Origin of the sequence: Streptomyces sp. XH2, assembly GCF_049725035.1 — a bacterium.
Lineage (GTDB): Bacteria > Actinomycetota > Actinomycetes > Streptomycetales > Streptomycetaceae > Streptomyces > Streptomyces roseoverticillatus.
Genome location: NZ_JBMMMZ010000011.1, coordinates 331,620 through 350,793 on the forward strand (window position 1 = coordinate 331,620; position 19,174 = coordinate 350,793).

A 19,174-nucleotide genomic window follows, 5' to 3' on the forward strand; every position below is an offset into this window, starting at 1 on the left:
CGGATACCGGGTGTGCCGAGCGTCAGCGCTTCGCGGAGGCGCGGCGCTGCTGCACGTACCCGACCACGGCCAGGGCCAGCGCCAGGCCACCGGTCGAGTACAGCTGCACGCGGGTGTCGTCCTCCAGCAGCATCAGCACCAGCGCCCCGATCACCCCGGCCAGCGTCAGCCAGGTCAGGTACGGGAAGGCCCACATCCGCACGACCAGCTTGCCGGGCTCCTCGCGCTCCAGGCGGCGGCGCAGCACCAGCTGGGAGGCGGCGATGAAGCCCCACACCACCAGCACGACGCCGCCGACCATGTTCAGGAGCCAGGCGAAGACCGTGGTGGGGTACCAGTACGACAGGAGGACGGCGAAGAAGCCGAAGGCGGACGACGCGAGCACCGCGCGGCGCGGCACCCCGCCGGAGACCTTGCCCAGCGCCTTGGGGCCCTGGCCGCGGGAGACCAGCGAGTAGGCCATGCGCGAGGAGCCGTAGATGTTGGCGTTCATGGCCGACAGCAGGGCGATCAGGACGACCACGTTCATGATCTGCCCGCCGCCGGGGACGCCGAGGCGGTCGAGGACGGCCGCGTACGGGCCGCTCTCCGTGACGCTCTCGTCGTTCCACGGGATCAGCGTGACGATCATCAGCATCGAGCCGACGTAGACGATGCCGATCCGCCACATCGTCGTCTTCACGGCCTTGGCCACGCCGCGCACGGGGTCCTTCGCCTCGGCGGCCGCGATGGTCACCGTCTCCAGGCCGCCGTAGGCGGCGAGCGAGGCCAGCAGGCCGATCAGCAGGCCGTTCACGCCCGTGGGCAGGAAGCCGCCGTCGTGCAGCAGGTGCGCGGCGCCGGGGGAGTCGTTGCCGGGCAGGACGCCGAGGACGGCGAGCGCGCCCAGGACCAGGAAGAGCCCGATGGCGCCGATCTTCAGGGCGGCGAACCAGAACTCGAACTCACCGAAGTTCGAGACCGCGGCCAGGTTGCTGCCGCAGAACAGCGCCATGAAGACCAGCACCCACATCCACGACGGGGTGCCCGGGAGCCAGCCCTGCACGATGTGGGCCGCGCCGATCGCCTCGATCGCCACGCCCACGACCAGCAGGGTCCAGAACATCCAGCCCGCCGTGAAGCCGGCCCACGGGCCGATCGCCCGGTCGGCGTGGACGGAGAAGGACCCGGAGGCGGGGTTCGCGGCGGACATCTCGCCGAGCATCCGCATCACGAACATCACGAGCAGTCCGGAGACCGCGTACGCGAGCACGATCGACGGGCCGGCGGCGGCGATGCCGGCACCGGAGCCCACGAAGAGGCCCGCGCCGATGACGCCGCCGAGGGCGATCATCGACAGGTGGCGCTGCTTGAGCCCGTTCGAGAGCGGCGACCCCTGCGTCGGGGCGCCCTCCGTCTGCGGGGGAGAGGTTATGTCTGTCCGGCTCATGGTCGTGCCTGTCCATCATGCGAGATCGGGATGTTCGAGTATGTGCAGGCGGGCGGAGATCCGGTTAACTCGTCCGTTATCCGGACAGTCCCTTCACACAGGGTGATCGTTTCGCAGCATTCCATCCGAGGACGGTACAGCCCCGGAACGGCGGACCCGGCTGAATCCCCCGCACCGCGCGGGACTAGCGTCAGTGATCACGGGCGAACCCCGCCCGCAGCGCACGAAGGGGGAGCACCGCACATGACCGGCCGTACCCACCTGATCGAAGGCCTGATGGAACGGTTCCCGCACATCCCGCGGGAAGCCGTCCTCAAAGAGGACCTGCTGCGCGGCGGCATGGCCTTCGACGACTCCGCGCTCAGCGACACCGCCAACGAGGCGTCCGGCGGGATCAAGCCCAAGTCGTACTTCATCTTCTCCTTCGACCACCGCACCCTCCCCGAGCTCGGCGCCGCCGCCCTGCGCCGCCCGCCCGAGGAGATCGTGCTGACGGGCGGCCCCTACGAGCTGCGCCGCACGGTCGTCTCCGTCCGCGTCAACCCCGCCTCGCCCTACCGCGTCCGGGCGGGCGAGGACGGGGCGCTGGGCCTCTACCTCGACGGGCGGCGGATCTCGGACGTCGGGCTGCCGCCGATGCCCGACTACTACCGGCAGACCCTCTCGAACGGGAAGTCCGTCATGGAGGTCGCCCCCACCATCCAGTGGGGCTACCTCGTCTACCTGACCGTCTTCCGCGTGTGCCAGTACTTCGGCGCCAAGGAGGAGTGCCAGTACTGCGACATCAACCACAACTGGCGCCAGCACAAGGCCGCCGGGCGCCCCTACACCGGCGTCAAGCCGGTCGAGGAGGTGCTGGAGGCGCTGGAGATCATCGACCGGTACGACACCGGCCGGGCCTCGCAGGCGTACACCCTGACCGGCGGAGCCATCACCTCGAAGGTCGCGGGGCTCGGCGAGGCCGACTTCTACGGCCGCTACGCCCAGGCCATCGAGGAGCGCTTCCCGGGCCGCTGGATCGGCAAGGTCGTCGCACAGGCCCTCCCCAAGGCCGACGTGCAGCGCTTCCACGACTACGGCATCCGCATCTACCACCCCAACTTCGAGGTGTGGAACGAGCGGCTCTTCCAGCTCTACTGCCCGGGCAAGGAGCGCTACGTGGGCCGCGCCGAGTGGCACCGGCGGATCCTCGACTCCGCCGACGTCTTCGGCGCCCGCAACGTCATCCCCAACTTCGTCGCCGGCGTGGAGATGGCGGCCCCGGACGGATTCGCCACGGTCGACGAGGCGATCGCGTCCACCGCGGAGGGGCTGCGGTTCTTCATGTCCCACGGCATCGTCCCGCGGTTCACCACCTGGTGCCCCGAACCGACCACGCCCCTGGGCCGGCTGAACCCCGAGGGCGCCCCGCTGGAGTACCACGTACGGCTGCTGGAGGTGTACCGCGCGACCCTGGAGGAGTACGGACTGGCCTCGCCCCCCGGCTACGGGCCGCCCGGGCCGGGGCGGGCCGTCTTCTCGGTGAGCTCTTTCATGGACAGCCTTCCGGCGGAGGAACCGGCAGCGGCCGGTGAGCGGACCGCGCCGCAATAAACCCTTTGCCCGCGGTCCACGGCGCCGGTTAGCCTTCGATCATGGTTCCGGGCACCCTCTTCCGCTGACGCTCCCTCGGGAAGCCGCACACCCCTGCACAGGGGCGCTTCCGCACCTGTGCACCGCACCCCGAGAGACGAGCCTTCAGCATGCCTGTTCAGCCTTCCGGCCATGACCTTTTCGCGCACTGGCTGCGCGACCACGCCACCACCCTGCCCACCCTCGACCCCGGCGCACCGCTCGACGACCTGGAGCCGCTGCGCGCCCTCATCGGCGACGCCCGGGTCGTCGGCATCGGCGAGAGCTCGCACTTCATCCACGAATTCGGCCTAGCACGCCGGCGCCTCCTGCGGTTCCTCGTCGAGCGCTGCGGCTTCACCGTCCTCGCCTTCGAGTACGGGTTCAGCGAGGCCCTCGCCCTCGACGCCTGGGGCCGGGGCGCCGGCCGGGACGGCGACCTCGCCCGGTTCACCTCGGCGGACCTCCCCATGGGCGCGCAGGAGCTGCTGCGCGCCCTCCGCCTCCACAACCGCACCGCGACCCGGCCCGTGGCCTTCACCGGCGTCGACATCCCGGCGGCGGGCGGCTCCCTCCTGCCCGCGCTCCGCCCGGTCGCCGATCACCTCGGCGACGCCGACCCCGGAGCGCTGCCGCTCGCCGAGACCGCCCTTGCGATCGCCGCGCGGTTCGCCGCCCGGTCCGCGGCCGCGGCGGCTCCCGCGTGGGGCCGCCTGGCCGCCGCCGAGCAGGACGCCCTCACGGCCGCCCTCGCCCGCCTCCTCATCCGCTTCCGCGCCACCGAGCCCCTGCAGGTGGCCCGTACCGGCCGGTACGCGTACGAGGTCGCCCTCCGGCGCCTGGAAGCCGCGGCCCATGCGGACCACACCCTCCGTGCCATGGCCCGTCTCTTCTCCGGCGGCGGACTCACCGTCGACACCTCGGCCCGGGAGACCTTCATGGCCGGGTCCGTGCTGTGGCACCTGGAACACGCCGCGCCGGACGCCCGCGTCGTGCTCATGGCCCACAACGCCCACCTCCAGAAGGAGCCCGTCTCCTTCGACGGGGCCGAGGCGACGCTGCCCATGGGCCACTACCTCCACCGCGCCCTGGGCGACGACTACTTCGTCCTCGGCGTGACGAGCGCCGGCGGGCGCACGGCGGAGATGCCGCTCGACGAGAACGCCCGGTTCGGCTTCACCGTCGACGACACGGAGCTGGAGCCGCCCGAGCGGGGCAGCATCGAGGCCGCCTTCGCCGGCGCCCTGCCGGCCGGCGCCATCGGCCTCGCCGGGCTGCGCCGGGCGCCCAAGGGCGCAGGCAGCCCCGACCGGACCCGGCTGCAGGGCGCCTACCTGCACGTACCGGTCGCCGACGCCTTCGACGGGATGCTCTGCGTACCGTCCTCAAGGGTGGCCGACGGCATCGAGATCTGACCGGTGACCCTACGGGCCGGCACGAGTGGCAGGCCGGCCCGTACGGTCACGGGCACGCCGCCGCGCCCGGCGGCCGCGGGCCCGGTCAGTGGTTGAGCCGTGTCGTGACGTGCGTGGCCTCCTCGATGTCCATCCCCGCCTTGTCGAGCAGCTGCTCGGACAGGTCGCGCAGCGCCCGCGCCGCCGCGACCTCCTCGCCGACGCGCTGCTGGGAGGGGTCGGCGGGGTTGCGGTTGGTCGTCCCGACGGCGGTGAAGTCCGTGCCGTCGTGCATGTGCAGCCGCACCGCCGCCTGGGTCAGCGCGCCGGCCTCGCGGAACTCCATGTCGATGGGGCTCTCGACGATCTTCTCCGTGGTCATCGCACACCTCCGGGATCCGTCCTTGCCGCCCTGTTGCGCTCCAGCAGGTCGATGACTTCCTCGTCCGGGGTCTGGGAGAAGTCCTGGTACCACTCGCCGACCGCGAAGAAGACCTCCGGCGTGCTGAGACAGACCAGCTCGTCCACCTCCGCGCGGAGCGCCTGCGCCGCGTCCGGCGGCGCCACCGGCTCGGCGAGCACCACGCGGGCCGCCTCCTGGGCCCGCACCACCTGGCAGGCGGCCGACGCCGTGGCGCCGGTGGCGATGCCGTCGTCGACGACGATCGCCGTGCGGCCCTTCAGGGGGATCCGCGGGCGGCCGCCGCGGAACCGCTCGGCCTGGCGGGCCAGGTTCGCCTCCTCGCGCCGCTGGATCTCGGCGAGGTCGTCCTCCTCCACACGGCCCATACGGATGATGTCGCTGTGCACGACGCGCACCCCGCCCTCGCCGATCGCGCCGAACCCCAGCTCCTCGTGGAAGGGCACCCCGAGCTTGCGCACGAGCACCACGTCCATGGGGGCGCCGAGCGCCCGCGCGACCTCGTAGGCCACGGGGACGCCGCCGCGCGGCAGGCCCAGGACGACGGGGTCCTCGGCGCGCAGGTGGCCCAGCCGCTCGGCCAGGCGGCGCCCGGCGTCCACGCGGTCGCGGAATCTCATGATCCACCTCTTCTCCCGGGGACGGCGCTCCGGAGAACGAGGGAAGCCATACCTCCAATATGGTCAGATTCCCGCCGCTCGTCCATGTCAGGCGATCGTCCGCGTCCGCTGCTCGTCCGCGTCAGGGCACGGGCCCCGCGTCCCCGGGGTCCGCCGCGAGCGCCGCACGGACCCGTGCCGCCACCTCCGCCGCCTCCTCGTCCGAGGCGTAGCGCCCCCGCGGCCAGAAGAAGCCCCGCAGGCCGTCCTTGCGGTTGCGCGGCACCACGTGCACGTGGAAATGCGGCACCGACTGGCTCACCCGGTTGTTCGCGGCCACGAACGACCCGGCGGCGCCCATCGCGCGCTCCACGGCCCCCGCGATCCGCTGCACCCGGGCGAAGAACGGCCCCACCTCGTCCGCGGACAGGTCGGTGAGCGTCTCGGCGTGCCGCCGGGGCACCACCAGCACGTGGCCGGGGAAGAGCGGCCGGGCGTCCAGGAAGGCGACCGCCGTCGCGTCCTCGAAGACCCGGTGCCCCGCGGAGCCGTCCGCGGCGATCTCACAGAAGATGCAGGCAGCCTCGTCCATGCCCCCAGTCAACCGCAGCGGGCCGCACGCCCCCGCGATCCCCGGCCGGCGTCCCGCACCGCCGCCGATCCGGCGTTCCTCGCGGGCCGCCCGTGACGCCCCCGCCCGGCCGGGGCAGGGAAGACGCATGCCTCTCCACGTCGGAACCTCGGGCTGGCAGTACAAGGACTGGCGCGGCGTCCTCTACCCGGACGGCTGCCCGCAGCGCCTGTGGCTGGAGGAGTACGCGCGGCAGTTCGCGACCGTCGAGAACAACAACGCCTTCTACCGGCTGCCGCCGCCGGGGACCTTCGCCGACTGGCACGACCGCACGCCCGCCGACTTCGTCATGGCCGTCAAGGCGAGCCGCTACCTGACCCACATCAAGCGGCTGCGCGACCCCGAGGAGCCGGTCGCGCGGCTGATGCGCCACGCCGCCGGGCTGGGCTCCCGGCTCGGCCCCGTCCTCCTCCAGCTGCCGCCCACCCTGCGCGCCGACCCCGCCCTCCTGGACACCGCCCTCGGCTGCTTCCCCGACGGCGTCCGCGTGGCCGTCGAGCCCCGCCACGACTCCTGGTGGACCGACGAGGTGCAGGCCGTCCTGCGCGGCCACGGCGCCGCCCTGTGCTGGGCCGACCACGGCTCACGCCCCGTCACCCCGCTGTGGCGGACGGCCTCCTGGGGATACGTGCGCTTCCACAGCGGACGGGCCCGGCCCTGGCCGCGCTACGGCCGGACCGCGCTGGCGAGCTGGGCCGCGCGCATCGCCGGCACGTGGCCCGGCCGGGCCCACGTCTACGCCTACTTCAACAACGACCCCGGCGGGGCGGCCGTCCACGACGCCGTCGCCTTCGCCCGCGCAGCGGCCGCGCTCGGGCGCAAGGTGAGCCGCACCCCGGAGGTGCGCGCCTGAGCTCACGCCGGTGCGCCGCACCGTGCGCCGCGTGCCTCCCCGGCCGGCAGCGGAACCGGGAACGCCGCACGCACCCGGCTCGTCCCAGCCGGTGTGGCCCGAAAACGCGCACGGTCCGGGGTGCCGTGCGTACGGGGAAGGGGGCGCACGGCACATGGACGGCGAGCAGCAGCGGCACCCGTTACTGGCCGGCCGGTACCGGCTCATCGACCAGCTGGGCAGCGGCGGCATGGGCGTGGTCTGGCGCGCCGTCGACGAGCTCCTCGACCGGGAGGTCGCGGCCAAGGAGGTCCGGGCCCCCGACCACATGCGCGAGCAGGACGTCCGCACCCTCTACGCGCGCCTGAAGCAGGAGGCCCGCGCCGCCGCCCGCATCAGCCACCCCAACGTCATCACGGTCCACGACGTGGTCGAGCAGGAGGGCCGCCCCTGGATCGTCATGGAGTTCGTCCGCGGCCGGTCGCTCGCCGAGATCCTGCAGCACGAGGGCGTGCTCAGCCCCAAGGAGGCCGCCAAGGTCGGCTCCATGGTGCTGCAGGCGCTGCGCAGCGCGCACTCCTGCGGCGTCCTGCACCGCGACGTCAAGCCCGCCAACGTCCTGCTGGAGCCCGGCGGCCGCGTCGTGCTGACGGACTTCGGGATCGCCCTGGTGGAGGGCTCCGGCACGCTCACCCGCACCGGCGACCTCGTCGGCTCGCCCGACTACCTCGCGCCCGAGCGCGCCCTCGGCGAACGGCCCGGCACCCCCTCCGACCTGTGGTCCCTGGGCGCCACGCTCTACTCGGCCGTCGAGGGCGTCTCGCCCTTCCGCCGCACGTCGGCGCTCAGCACGCTGCAGGCCGTCGTCCAGGACGACCCGCCCACGCCCCGGCGCGCCGGGCCGCTCGCCCCGCTCCTCGAAGGACTGCTCCGCAAGGACCCGCAGACCCGCATGGGCTCGACCGAAGCACAGCGCCTGCTGGACGCCGTCGCCTCCGGTCAGCTGCTCACCCAGCCCGACTGGAGCAGGCCCGAGCCCGCCGGATACGTGCCCACCGCGGCCTCCACGCCCACCCCGCCGCCCCCGCCGGCCCCCACCACCGGATCCGGCTACCCGGCCCCGTCGTACGGCAGCCCGCCGCCTCCGGGCCCGCCGGGGATGGCCGGGATGCCCGGCGCGGGCGGGGTGCCCGGAGCGCCGACGAGCACAGCCGGCGCGGCGGTCAGGGGCCCGGCCGGCTCGGTCGGCTCGGCCGGATCGTCCACGGGGTATCCGATGGCCGGCCACGGGGCGGTGCAGGCCCCCTTGCCGCTGCCGGTCCGGAGCCCGGTCCCCGGCACCGCACCGCCGCCGCGCCGCGGCTGGCCCGTCTACCTGGGGCCGCTGCTGGCGCTGCTGCTCATCGCGGGCGGCACCGTCGCGGGGGTGCTGTCGGCGGGAGGTCCCGGGGACAGCGGGAAGCAGCCGGACGGCGGCTCCACGGGCACCGTGCAGCCCGGAGAATCCCAGCAGCCGGACGAATCCGGCGGCCCCGGGAGCTCGGAGGATCCCCGCCCCTCCCCGTCCGGGCACGCCACGGACTACCCCACCTCTCCCACCTACCCCACGACCGAACCGACGAGGAACCCGGGCACGTGCAACGGCGGCTGGGTGACGAAATGCGCGACGCACTGAAGACGGCCGAAGGGCTGAAAGAAGCCGAAGGGCCGAAGGAAGACGACGAAGGAATGAACTGACCGGCTTTCGGGGGAGTGCAGATGCGGCTGGTGGCCAATCCGTTCCGGGGAACACAGCAGAAACCGTCCGCGCGGCGCCGTCGGCTCCGGCTCGTCGCGCTCCTCACCGTGCCTGCGCTGATCGGCGGCGCGAGCCTGGCCGGGTGCGGGTCCGGCGGCAAGAAATCCGTTCAACTCGTCCTGGAAGCCGTGGGTGAGATGGGGGCGTTCCCGTTCGTCGAACACCCGGACACCGATCTTCGCGGCGTCCGTTCCGCTGTGCGCGGCGGCGGGGAGCGGGCGGGGGACGCCCGGGGCACGTTCGGCGGGCTCCAGGGCGCCACGCACTGCGACAAGGCGTCACTGATCAAGCAGCTCACCGAGGACCCCGAGAAGGCCAGGGCGTGGGCCGCGGTGAAGAACATCGACGAGGGCAGGATCGGCGAGTACATCAACGGACTCACCGAGACGAGCCTGGAGTTCGACACGCTCGTCAAGAACCACGACTTCCGCGACGGCGAGGCCAGCGAGTACCTGTCGGTGCTGCAGAAGGGCGTGCTCGTCCTCGTGGACAACTTCATGGGGCCGGCCGTCAAGTGCAACTGCGGCAACCCGCTCCAGGAGCCGGACCAGGCCGTCGACACGAAGGCGGCGAGTTACACGGGCACCCGCTGGGAATCGTTCACCGCCACGGAGGTGACCGTCATCAAGGCCCGTACGAAGGAACAGGGACCGGTCAAGCAGATCCCCCTCGTCGACCCCTTCCAGGGCGACAAGGCCTTCGACCGCGGCGTGGGAAGCGACGGGAGCAAGGACAGCAAGCCCTTCCACTGGGATCCGCCGAAGACGCCTGCGGGCTCTGCGGGTTCGCCGGGTGCCACGGGATCCACGGGGACGCCGGACCCCAAGGATTCCAAGGACCCCAAGGACCCCAAGGACAAGGGATCGTCCTCGGGGAAGTCCTCGGAGCCGTCGGCCGGTTCGTCCGGATCCGGCCCGACCGGCGCCGGCTCTTCCGGCCCGGGAGCGTCCTCCGGCGGATCCAGCGGATCCGGCGAGCCGTCAGGCGGCTTTTCGGCCCAGGGCCGGCCGACGACGGAGCCCCCGGGGTCGGGCGCGTCCTCCCAGAAGCCGTCGCACGGCAGCACCACGCCCGGCGCTCCGCGCACCACGCCGCCCCGGCCGAGCGCGCCGGCCGCCACAGCGACGCGGCCCGTCGCGCCGCCCACGGCGCCGAAGCCGGTGACGCCGACGTCGGCGAAGCCGGAGGCCCCCACGAAACCCGTGGCGCCCACGACCCACAAGCCCGTGGCGCCGCCGACCGAGAAGCCTGAGAGGCCGGTGGCGCCGACGGCCGACAAACCGGAGAAACCGGTGAAGCCGCCGGTGGAGAAGCCCGAGAAGCCCGTGGCGCCGACGGCGGAGAAGCCCGAGAAGCCCGAGAAGCCGGAGAAGCCAGTGGCACCCACGGCGGGCCACCCGGTGGCCCCTGCCCGGCCCGACCCGCCCAAGGCGGCGACCGGCTCGTCCTGACACCGGGCCGAGGCCGAAGTCACGGCCAAGGGCAAGGACACAGGACCCCGCACTTCCCCAATCCATGCCAAGCAGGGACAAACGAAGGTCGCGATACGTTGTCCCCCACAAGCAAGAGACCGTCCATAGGGGTGGAGCATGGGGATGCTGAAGGGTGCCAACGTCCGGATTCCGGCGCCGGCGGTGCGGGTGGAGCTGGGCTGGAGCGCGGCCCCCGGGGTGCCGGACGTCGACGCCTCCGCCCTGCTGCTCGCGGGCGGCAGAGTCCGCTCGGACGCGGACTTCGTCTTCTACAACCAGGCCGTGCACCCCTCGGGCGCGGTCCGTCACGAGGGGAAGCGGCCGTCCGGCGCCGGCACGACGACCGACACCCTCGCCGTGGACCTCGCCGCGGTGGAGCCGTCCGTGGAGACCGTGGTGCTGGCCGCCTCGGCCGACGGCGGGAGCTTCGGGCAGGTGCCGGGGCTGTACATCCGGGTCACCGACGCGGCCGGCGGCACGGAGCTCGCGCGCTTCGACAGCACGGACGCCACCGTCGAGACGGCGTTCGTCCTCGGCGAGCTCTACCGCCGCCAGGGCGAGTGGAAGTTCCGGGCGGTGGGCCAGGGCTACAGCAGCGGCCTGGAGGGCCTGGCGACCGACTTCGGCATCACGGTGGACGAGCCGCAGTCCGTCCCCGCCCCGGCCGCGCCCCTCGCCGCTCCCGCCCCGGCCGCCATACCGGCGCCGCCCGCCCAGGCGCCCGCTGCGCCGCCGGTGCCGCCGGTCGCCCCGCCCCCGCCCGCCGCGCCGCCCGCGCCCCAGCCCGTGCGCCTGACGAAGGTCACGCTCACCAAGGAGGCGCCCACCGTCTCCCTCACCAAGCAGGGCGGCACGTCCGGGGCGCTGCGCGTCAACCTCAACTGGGAGGTGCGCAAGTCGTTCAAGGGCTGGGGCCACAAGTTCGGCAAGGCCATGGCCATGCACTCCGACCTGGACCTCGACCTCGGCTGCCTCTTCGAGCTGCGCGACGGCACCAAGGGCGTGGTGCAGGCGCTGGGCAACTCCTTCGGTTCCCTGCACCGGCCGCCGTTCATCCACCTCGACGGCGACGACCGCACCGGGGCGGTGGCCGCGGGCGAGAACCTCACGGTCAACCTGGACCACATCAACGACTTCCGGCGCATCCTCGTCTTCGTGACGATCTACGAGGGCGCCCGGAGCTTCGCCGGCCTGCACGCCACGGTCACGCTGCAGCCGCAGCACGGCGCGCCCGTCGACTTCTCGCTCGACGAGTGCACCGTGCTCTCCAACGTCTGCGCGCTGGCCCTCATCACCAACAACGGCGGCGACCTCGTCGTCCAGCGCGAGGCCCGCTACCTCGTGCCCGACCGCGGCGTCAGCCCGCAGCGCACCCTCGACCGCGCGTACGGCTGGGGCATGAACTGGACGCCGGGCCGCAAGTGACCGCCCGGGCCGCTCAGGGCGCGGCCTCGGGGCGGGCGTACGTCCGCCCCTTCCAGGCCGCGCCCCGGCCCCGGTAGTGCTGGACCGCGGAGTCCACGGTCATCAGCAGGTAGAGCAGGGCCGTGAACGGCAGCAGCGGCGCCAGGAGGAGCGGCTGCCGGTAGTAGCGCAGCATCGGCAGGTACGTCCCGGCCATGATCGCCCAGGCGGCGGCTCCCGCGGCCAGGGCGACGGCCCCGCCCGTCAGGGCGCCCGCCACCACGGCGACCGGCGGTGCCAGGTAGACCACCGCCAGCCCGGCGACCGTCCCGGCCAGGAGCAGCGGGTTGTGGCGTAGCTGGGCGTAGGCGCTGCGCGAGACCATCCGCCACAGCATGCCCAGGCCCGGGTACGGCCGGACGCTGTCCACGCGGTCCGCGAGGCCCAGCCAGATCCGCCCGCCCGTGCGGCGCACCGCCCGGGAGAGGGTCACGTCGTCGATCACGGCCTGCCGGATGCTGTCGGGGACGCCCGCCCGCTCGGCGGCGTCGCGTCGCAGGAGGACGCAGCCGCCCGCGGCGGCCGTGGTCCGCGCGCCCGGCCGGTTGATCCGGCGGAAGGGGTAGAGCTGCGCGAAGAAGTAGACGAAGGCGGGGACGATCAGCCGCTCCCACACGGTCGCCACGCGCAGCCGGGCCATCTGTGACACGAGGTCCAGGCCTGCCGACTCGGCCGCCGCGACGAGCTCGCGCAGGCTGTCCGGCCGGTGGGCGATGTCGGCGTCGGTGAGCAGCAGGTACGTGGCGTCGGTGCGGGCCCGGGCGAGCGCCATGCCGTGCCGCACGGCCCACAGCTTGCCCGTCCAGCCCGGCCCGGGCTCGCCCGGGGAGGCGACGGTCAGCGGCAGTCCGCCGTGCTCGGCCGCCAGGGCGCGGGCCAGCTCCCCGGTGCCGTCGGTGCTGCCGTCGTCCACGAGGAAGACCTCCGCCTTCCCCGGGTAGTCCTGCGCGAGCAGGGACGGCAGGCTCGACGGCAGCACCTCCGCCTCGTCGCGGGCGGGGACGACGATCGCCACCGGCGGCCAGGCCGCGGGTGGCCTGCGCTCGGGCAGCCGTACGTCCGTACGCCAGAAGAAGCCCTGGCCCAGCAGCAGCCACAGCCACGCGGCCAGGGAACCCACAGTGATCCAAGTCAGCGCGCTCACCCGTCGCAGTCTGCCCCACGCGGGGCGGCTGATCGGGGGTCTTTGCAGGAAGCGGAGCGAACGCGCCCGCCCGCCGGGGCCGCCGTTTCCGTCCATCCATTAGAGTGACCGGGTGAAGATCGCGCTCATGGACTCCGGCAACGGGCTGCTCGCGGCGGCCGCCGCCGTGCACCGGCTGCGACCGGACGCCGATCTGGTCCTCTCCTCCGACCCCGACGGCATGCCGTGGGGCCCCCGTACCTCCGAGGACATCGTCGCGCACGCCCTGGAGTGCGCCCGGTCCGCGGCCGCCCTCGCCCCCGACGCGCTGATCGTCGCCTGCAACACGGCGTCCGTGCACGCGCTCGCGGCGATAAGGGCGGAGCTGGAGCCGGCGATCCCGGTGATCGGCACCGTGCCCGCGATCAAGCCCGCCGCGGCCGCCGGTGGCCCCGTCGCCATCTGGGCGACCCCGGGCACCACCGGCAGCCCGTACCAGCGCGGCCTGATCCGGGACTTCGCAGCCGGCGTCGAGGTCACGGAGGTGCCCTGCCCCGGCCTCGCGGACGCCGTCCAGTACGCCGACTCCGCGGCCGTGGACGCCGCGGTCGCCGCCGCGGCCGCCCTCACGCCCCGCAATGTGAGGAGCGTGGTCCTGGGCTGCACCCATTACGAGCTCGTTGCGGAGCGTATCCGCGCGGCGGTCCAGCCCCTGCTGTCGCCGGCGGTCCCGCGCCTGACCCTGTACGGCTCGGCGGAGGCCGTCGCCGCCCAGACGCTGCGCCGCATCGGCGCCGCGCCCGACCCCGGCGCCGCGCCGTCCGGTCGTCTGACGGTGCTGCTCAGCGGCCGCGAGGGCAGCATCGACCCGGCCTCCCTGACCTACCCCGAGGGCCGCTCCCTCGTCGAGGCCGCCGCCGTACGCCCCTGAGCCGGCCGCCGGGCCCTTCCGGCCACCCGATCCGGTGCGGTCCGTGCATCACCCCTGCCGTGGTGGCGGAAGGTGAGTAGGCTGCCTGGTATGAGGGACCATTCCACGGGCCCGCAGGGCCACGAGGGCGACGAGAACACGGGCGCGGCCGGACCCCCTTCCCCGGCCGACGGCGCCGCGGACCTCGCCGTCTGGACCGGTCGCGCGACCAACCGCGTCCAGTGGCTGCTTGCCGCGGCCGGCGCCGCCTGCCTGGCACTCGGCGTCGAACTGGCCGTGGACAGCGCATGGACCTCAGGTCTGGCCCCTCTCGTCATGGCGGTCGTCGGCTGCGTCGCGGCCGGGCTGCTGATGCTCTACGGCACCCTCGCGTTCGTCCATGTGGCCGTACGGGTCGACATGGAGGCGCTGGAGGTGCGCTGCGGGCACATCGGCGTGCCGCGCACCCGCATCCCGCTGTCCCACGTGGTCGATGCGGACTTCGCCCCGCGCGTCACGCCGCGTCAGTGGGGCGGCTGGGGCTACCGGTGGCGGCCCGAGAAGGGCACCGCCGTCGTCGTGCGCCGCGGCGAGGGCTTCGTGCTCCGCCTCGGCGACGGCCGTACGTTCACGGTCACGGTCGACGACGCGGAATCCGCCGTACGGGTGATCCGGCGGGCCCTGCGGCTCGCCCCCGGCCGCAAGGCACCCGCCTGACCTGGGCTTTTCCCGCCGCCCCTGCCGCCACCTGGGTGAACGCCCGGCCCTCCCGGACCACTAGGCTCCTGCCATGCCCACCCCCGATTTCATCCGAGACCTCCGCGCCACCGCGGGTCAGCAGCTCCTGTGGATCCCCGGCGTGAGCGCCGTCGTCCTCGACCCCGAGGGCCGCGTGCTGCTCGGCCGCCGCTCGGACAGCGGCGAATGGGCGATCATCGGAGGCATCCCCGACCCCGGTGAGCAGCCCGCTTCCGCCATCGTGCGCGAGGTGTACGAGGAGACCGCCGTCCACTGCGTGGCGGAGCGCGTCCTGGTGGTCGAGGCGCTCGCCCCCGTCACCTACCCCAACGGCGACCAGTGCCAGTACATGGACGTCTGCTTCCTGTGCCGGGCCGTGGGCGGCGAGGCGTGCGTCAACGACGACGAGTCCCTGGAGGTCGGCTGGTTCGAGCCGGACGCCCTCCCGCCCCTGCAGGAGTTCGCGGTCCGGCGCATCAAGCACGCCGTGGAGGGCGGCGCCACCTGGTTCGAGGGCATCGGGCAGAGCTGACCGGCCCCGTACATAGGCGGCTGCGGGAGCCCCCCGGGGCAGCCATCGACGTGGTCTATGGCTGCCTATAGTGGCGCGCATGGAACTGCGCCACCTCCGCTATCTGCTCGCCGTCGCCGAGCACGCGAACTTCACCCGCGCCGCGGAGGCCCTGCACATCTCGCAGCCGACGCTGTCCCAGCAGATCAAGCAGCTGGAGCGGTCCCTGCGGGTCCAGCTGCTCGACCGCTCCGGGCGCACCGTGCGCCTCACCGACGCCGGCGAGGTGTACACGCGTTACGCCCGGCGCGCCCTGCAGGACCTGGCGGCGGGGGAACGCGCCGTGCTGGACGTGCAGGACCTCTCGCGCGGGACGCTGCGGCTTGCCGTGACCCCGACGTTCACGGCGTACCTGATCGGGCCGCTCGTGGCGGACTTCCACGCCCGGCACGCCGGGATCGCCCTCGACCTCCGCGAGCTGCCGCAGGACCGCATCGAATCCGGCCTCCTGGCCGACGAACTGGACCTGGGCATCGCCTTCAGCGGCACGCACCTGCCGGGGGTCGCCGGTACCGACCTGTTCACCGAGACGCTCGGCCTCGTCGTCGGTCCCGGCCACGCGTGCGCGGGCCGCGGCACCGCGCTGCCGGCCGGCGAACTGGCCGGCCATCCGCTCGCCCTGCTGAGCGGCGACTTCGCGACGCGCCGCCACATCGACGCCTACCTCGCCGGGCACGGTGTCACGCCGCGGATCGCCGTCGAGGCCAACTCCATCAACGCGCTCACCGAGATCGTCGGCAGGAGCGCACTCGCCACCGTGCTGCCCGACGCCATCACCCGCGGGCCCGCGCACCTGCTTCCCGTACCGGTCGATCCGCCGCTGCCCGCGCGCACCGTCACGCTGCTGCGCCGGGAGGCCGCCTACCAGAGTGCGGCGGCGCGGGCCTTCACGGCTCTTGCCCGGCGCTGGGCGCGGGAGCAGGACGGCCCTCCGGAGAATGACCCTCCGGAGAACGGAGCTCCCCGGGACGCGGCTCCGGCGTGACGGCGGCGCGGCGCCTGCGGCCGCGCAGCAGTTCGAGGGCGACCGGCAGCAGGGACAGGGCGACGACGGCGCCCACGACGGGCAGCAGGTAGTGGTCCACGTGCGGTACGGCCGAGCCCAGGCCGTAGCCGGCGAGGACGAGGCCCACCGTCCACACCAGGCCGCCGGCCACCTGCCAGAGCGTGAAGGTGCGCGGTGCGACGCCCAGGGCCCCGGCGAGGGGGTTGAGGACCGTGCGCACCACGGGGACGAAGCGGGCCAGCACGATGGCGCGGGCGTGCCCGTAGCGGCCGAGCAGCTCCTCGGCGCGCTCGGCGCCCTCGTGCAGCTTGCGGCTGCGGGAGCGGGTGAGGAGCGCCCGCCCGCCGCGCCGCCCGAGGGCGTAGCCGGCCTGGGCACCGCCCAGGGCGCCGGCCACGGACGCGGCCAGGACCTGCACGAGGTCCAGGTGCGGTCCGGAGTGGGCCCCGCTGCGGGCCAGCAGGCCGGCGGTGAACAGCAGGGAGTCCCCGGGCAGGAAGAAGCCGATCAGCAGGCCGGTCTCGGCGAACATCACCACGGCGATGCCGAGCGCGCCGAAGGCGGACAGCAGCGAGGAGGCGTCGAGCGGGTTGACCGCCAGGGCGGCGGCGGACTGAGCGGGCACGAGGGGTGGCCTCCCTGATGCGACGGCGGACGCGGGGGGACTGCGGGGACTTTCGGGGGAGCGGTGGCGACTGTAGACGATGGGCGGGGCCGCTACGGGTTCATGCCGCTCGCGCGGGCGATGGCGTCGACCTCGCTCCGGTCATGTTCGGCGGGTGGTGGGGGAGAGCCGTGGGTGCCGACGACGACGTGCATGCCGTGCGGCCCGAGGTATCCGGCGAGTCTGGTGAGCGCCCGGCCGAACTCAGGTGTGAGCAACTCCCTTTCGCGCGGGGAGAAGGGAATGTCGACCCCGTTCTCCCGGTGGACGATCGCCTCGTTGAAGCCCTTCAGGATCCGCAGCAGCAGGGCGTATGACTCCGGGTCGAGGACCGTCTGGAGCTCGGCCAGGTAGAGCGCGAACTGCTTGGTGCGCTCCAAGAAGTTCCGGTCGTTCATACGGCCATCGTCGCGAAGTCGCCCGCGGCACGCGGGCCTTTCGGCATCTTCGGGCGGGCTGTGGTCTGAAGAATGGATTCGGCGGAGAAACCGTGTTCTGGTGACGGGAATTCAGTCGCGGTTTTCACCCTTCCGGGGGAATGCCCGCGCGGCCCGGTGGAGCCGCATGGCGGGTGGCCCGGCAGCGGCGTTCATCGCACCGCATCGTCCCCTCTGCGCGCCGCGCCGCCGCATGAACGCAATAACGGGGCACGAGAGTTCCAGCTCTCGAAGAGAGAACCGGGCGCAATTCCCTTGTGCAGGTGTGCTCCAGGAGCCACAGATGCCCGGAATCTCACCCTGTTGATAAGAGGTCGGCTTTGCTAACGTATCCGCTGAGTACCCTTCCGGGCGCGGCCGGTGACTGCCGGGCGGAGTCGGCCCGATCGCCGGGGAACCCCGGCCCCTGACCGGGGCCGGGGCCCGAGCTGTCCCCTCGCTCGGGCTGACTGCAGGGACGCGCATGAGAACTCTTCGGGCGGTCCGCGAGTGCCCTCTCGCATTGCGATTGCTATTCATCAACCAGTGCGGCATCGATGCCGGTTTCTATCTGCTGATTCCCTTTCTGGCGACCTATATCGGGCATGATCTCGGAATGTCGGCGGCCGTCGTCGGGCTGGTCCTCGGAGTCCGCAACCTCAGCCAGCAGGGCATGTACATCATCGGCGGCACCGCGGCCGACCGGCTCGGCCCGCGCGTCGTCATCATCGCCGGGTGCGCCCTGCGGACCGTGGGCTTCACGCTCTTCTCCTTCGGCAACTCGCTGCCCCTGCTGCTCGCCGCCTCCGGAATCAGCGGACTCGCCGCCGCGCTCTTCTACCCGGCCGTGCGCTCCTACGTCTCCCACGAGTCGGGCGAGCGCAAGGCCGAGGCGTTCGCCCTGCTCAACGTCTTCGCCACGATCGGCTCGCTCGTCGGGCTGCTCGCCGGCAGCGTGCTGTACCTGACCGACTTCCGGATCTGCGCCCTCGCCGCGGCCGGGCTCTTCGCCGCGCTGACCGTCGCCCAGGCGTTCGTGCTCCCGGCGCGCGAGGTCACCGCCGGCCACGACCCCATCGTGCGGGAGCTGCGGGAAGTGCTCGGCAACCGCCGCTTCCTGTGCTTCGCCTTCGCCACCACCGGCATGTTCATCATGGAGAACCAGCTGTACATGCTGCTGCCCCACGGTGCGCAGCACGTGTCGGGCTGGGGCGGGGCCGAGGCCGTGCTGCTGAGCGCCGGGGCGGTCGCCAACCTGCTGTTCCAGTTCCGGATCACCCGGAGCCTGGAGCAGCGCGGGGGAGGCATGCGCTGGGTGGGGGCGGGCATCGCCGTCATAGGGCTCGGCTTCGTGCCGCCGCTGCTCGTGTGCGACGCGTCTCCTCCGAAGGGCGCCGGGGACGTGGTGCCGCGGCTCCTCGTCATGATCTCCGCCTCACTGCTGCTGTACTTCGGCGGCATGGTCGCCTACCCGCCGGTGCTGGGGCTGATCCCGAGGTTCGGCAGCGAGCGGCTGACCGGTACGTATTTCGGTCTGTTCTACGTGCTGTCCGGGGCGACGGCGGCCGGCGGGAACGCCATGATCGGCTGGGTGATGGACGTCGGCGAGCGCACCGGGCGGGCGTGGCTGCCGTGGGTGTGCTGTCTGCTCTTCGGACTGGTCTCGGGGGGCGCCGTGGCCTGGCTGTACCGCACGCGGGTGCTGCCGTGCCCGTACCCGGCGGCGGAAGCGGGCGCCGAGGCGGGGAGCGCTGCGGACGCCGGTGCCCGGGGCGGTGCCGTGCAGGACACGGTGCGGATGCTGCCCGGCCAGCCGCGCGTCACGGACGACGCCGCGGACCGCCGTACGGGGTGAGGCCCCGTCCTCGGTGCGCCCGCGCCGCTGACCGGCGCGCCCCCGTACCACTGCCTGCACCGCCGACCGGCGCCCCCGTACCACTGCCCCGCACCCGTACGTGCCACTGGGCGGGCCCTCACCGGACGGGTCAAAGGCTCCCGCCGCCGGGTTGACCCGTGGGCGGCGTGGTACAGGACGGACGGGGCCGGGCCCCGAGAGGCGCACACAGGCCGAGGCATCGAACACGAGGAAGGCACC

17 protein-coding genes and 1 pseudogene are annotated in these 19,174 nt (G+C 73.4%); 11 read left to right on the top strand and 7 right to left on the bottom strand.

The window, feature by feature from the left end; all coding sequences use genetic code 11:
* Positions 1-22: 22 nt before the first annotated feature.
* The gene (locus ACOTKD_RS23825; protein ID WP_424891035.1) at positions 23-1,429 is read right to left on the bottom strand and encodes an amino acid permease; all 1,407 of its coding nucleotides are present in this window, start codon (positions 1,427-1,429) and stop codon (positions 23-25) included.
* Positions 1,430-1,672: 243 nt separating this feature from the next.
* Here ACOTKD_RS23825 and ACOTKD_RS23830 point away from each other — a divergent pair, with 243 nt between their 5' ends.
* Positions 1,673-3,022, top strand: a complete 1,350-nt coding sequence (locus ACOTKD_RS23830; RefSeq protein ID WP_424891036.1) for a radical SAM protein — start codon at positions 1,673-1,675, stop codon at positions 3,020-3,022.
* A 149-nt stretch (positions 3,023-3,171) separates the two neighbouring features.
* Positions 3,172-4,455, top strand: coding sequence for an erythromycin esterase family protein (locus tag ACOTKD_RS23835; RefSeq protein ID WP_424891037.1), 1,284 nt, complete (start codon positions 3,172-3,174; stop codon positions 4,453-4,455).
* An 85-nt stretch (positions 4,456-4,540) separates the two neighbouring features.
* Here ACOTKD_RS23835 and ACOTKD_RS23840 read toward each other — a convergent pair whose 3' ends face one another.
* The 3 genes and pseudogenes from ACOTKD_RS23840 to ACOTKD_RS23850 form a co-directional block, all read right to left on the bottom strand.
* Positions 4,541-4,816 (bottom strand): DUF1876 domain-containing protein, encoded by a 276-nt coding sequence (locus ACOTKD_RS23840; protein WP_424891038.1) that lies wholly within the window; start codon positions 4,814-4,816, stop codon positions 4,541-4,543.
* Positions 4,817-4,833: 17 nt separating this feature from the next.
* Positions 4,834-5,475 (bottom strand): annotated as a pseudogene (locus ACOTKD_RS23845) (phosphoribosyltransferase); the annotation flags it as partial.
* Positions 5,476-5,596: 121 nt separating this feature from the next.
* Positions 5,597-6,046, bottom strand: a complete 450-nt coding sequence (locus ACOTKD_RS23850; protein ID WP_424891039.1) for an HIT family protein — start codon at positions 6,044-6,046, stop codon at positions 5,597-5,599.
* Between the two features lie 127 nt (positions 6,047-6,173).
* On the opposite strand from ACOTKD_RS23850, the gene ACOTKD_RS23855 reads away from it, so the two are divergent.
* The 4 genes from ACOTKD_RS23855 to ACOTKD_RS23870 all read left to right on the top strand — a co-directional run bounded on the left by ACOTKD_RS23855 (position 6,174) and on the right by ACOTKD_RS23870 (position 11,612).
* A complete protein-coding gene (locus ACOTKD_RS23855) occupies positions 6,174-6,938 on the top strand; it encodes a DUF72 domain-containing protein (protein WP_424891040.1) in 765 nt (254 codons plus the stop codon).
* Between the two features lie 154 nt (positions 6,939-7,092).
* Positions 7,093-8,592: a protein kinase domain-containing protein gene (locus ACOTKD_RS23860; RefSeq protein WP_424891041.1), complete on the top strand. Its 1,500-nt coding sequence runs from the start codon at positions 7,093-7,095 to the stop codon at positions 8,590-8,592.
* Between the two features lie 92 nt (positions 8,593-8,684).
* A complete protein-coding gene (locus ACOTKD_RS23865; protein ID WP_424891042.1) occupies positions 8,685-10,166 on the top strand; it encodes a DUF6777 domain-containing protein in 1,482 nt (493 codons plus the stop codon).
* A gap of 138 nt (positions 10,167-10,304) precedes the next feature.
* Positions 10,305-11,612 carry a TerD family protein gene (locus ACOTKD_RS23870; protein WP_424891043.1) on the top strand — a complete coding sequence of 436 codons (1,308 nt, stop codon included), beginning with the start codon at positions 10,305-10,307 and terminating at the stop codon, positions 11,610-11,612.
* A 13-nt stretch (positions 11,613-11,625) separates the two neighbouring features.
* Here ACOTKD_RS23870 and ACOTKD_RS23875 read toward each other — a convergent pair whose 3' ends face one another.
* A complete protein-coding gene (locus tag ACOTKD_RS23875) occupies positions 11,626-12,786 on the bottom strand; it encodes a glycosyltransferase (RefSeq protein ID WP_424891075.1) in 1,161 nt (386 codons plus the stop codon).
* 121 nt (positions 12,787-12,907) lie between these two features.
* Between ACOTKD_RS23875 and ACOTKD_RS23880 the strand changes: the two genes are divergently transcribed.
* From ACOTKD_RS23880 to cynR, 4 genes are all read left to right on the top strand, one after another.
* A complete protein-coding gene (locus ACOTKD_RS23880; RefSeq protein ID WP_424891044.1) occupies positions 12,908-13,705 on the top strand; it encodes a glutamate racemase in 798 nt (265 codons plus the stop codon).
* Positions 13,706-13,795: 90 nt separating this feature from the next.
* Positions 13,796-14,401, top strand: coding sequence for a hypothetical protein (locus tag ACOTKD_RS23885; RefSeq protein ID WP_424891045.1), 606 nt, complete (start codon positions 13,796-13,798; stop codon positions 14,399-14,401).
* 73 nt (positions 14,402-14,474) lie between these two features.
* On the top strand, positions 14,475-14,954 hold the full coding sequence (locus ACOTKD_RS23890; RefSeq protein ID WP_424891046.1) for an NUDIX hydrolase: 480 nt from the start codon (positions 14,475-14,477) through the stop codon (positions 14,952-14,954).
* A 79-nt stretch (positions 14,955-15,033) separates the two neighbouring features.
* Complete coding sequence (gene cynR, locus ACOTKD_RS23895) at positions 15,034-15,978, top strand: transcriptional regulator CynR (protein ID WP_424891047.1); 945 nt, start codon at positions 15,034-15,036, stop codon at positions 15,976-15,978.
* On the opposite strand, the gene ACOTKD_RS23900 is transcribed toward cynR, so the two are convergent.
* Complete coding sequence (locus ACOTKD_RS23900; protein WP_424891048.1) at positions 15,881-16,624, bottom strand: DedA family protein; 744 nt, start codon at positions 16,622-16,624, stop codon at positions 15,881-15,883. The two genes, cynR and ACOTKD_RS23900, sit on opposite strands and share 98 nt — an antisense overlap.
* Before the next feature lie 92 nt (positions 16,625-16,716).
* A complete protein-coding gene (locus ACOTKD_RS23905; protein WP_424891049.1) occupies positions 16,717-17,061 on the bottom strand; it encodes a hypothetical protein in 345 nt (114 codons plus the stop codon).
* A 502-nt stretch (positions 17,062-17,563) separates the two neighbouring features.
* Here ACOTKD_RS23905 and ACOTKD_RS23910 point away from each other — a divergent pair.
* Positions 17,564-18,934, top strand: coding sequence for an MFS transporter (locus ACOTKD_RS23910; protein ID WP_424891050.1), 1,371 nt, complete (start codon positions 17,564-17,566; stop codon positions 18,932-18,934).
* The last annotated feature ends 240 nt before the right edge of the window (positions 18,935-19,174 follow it).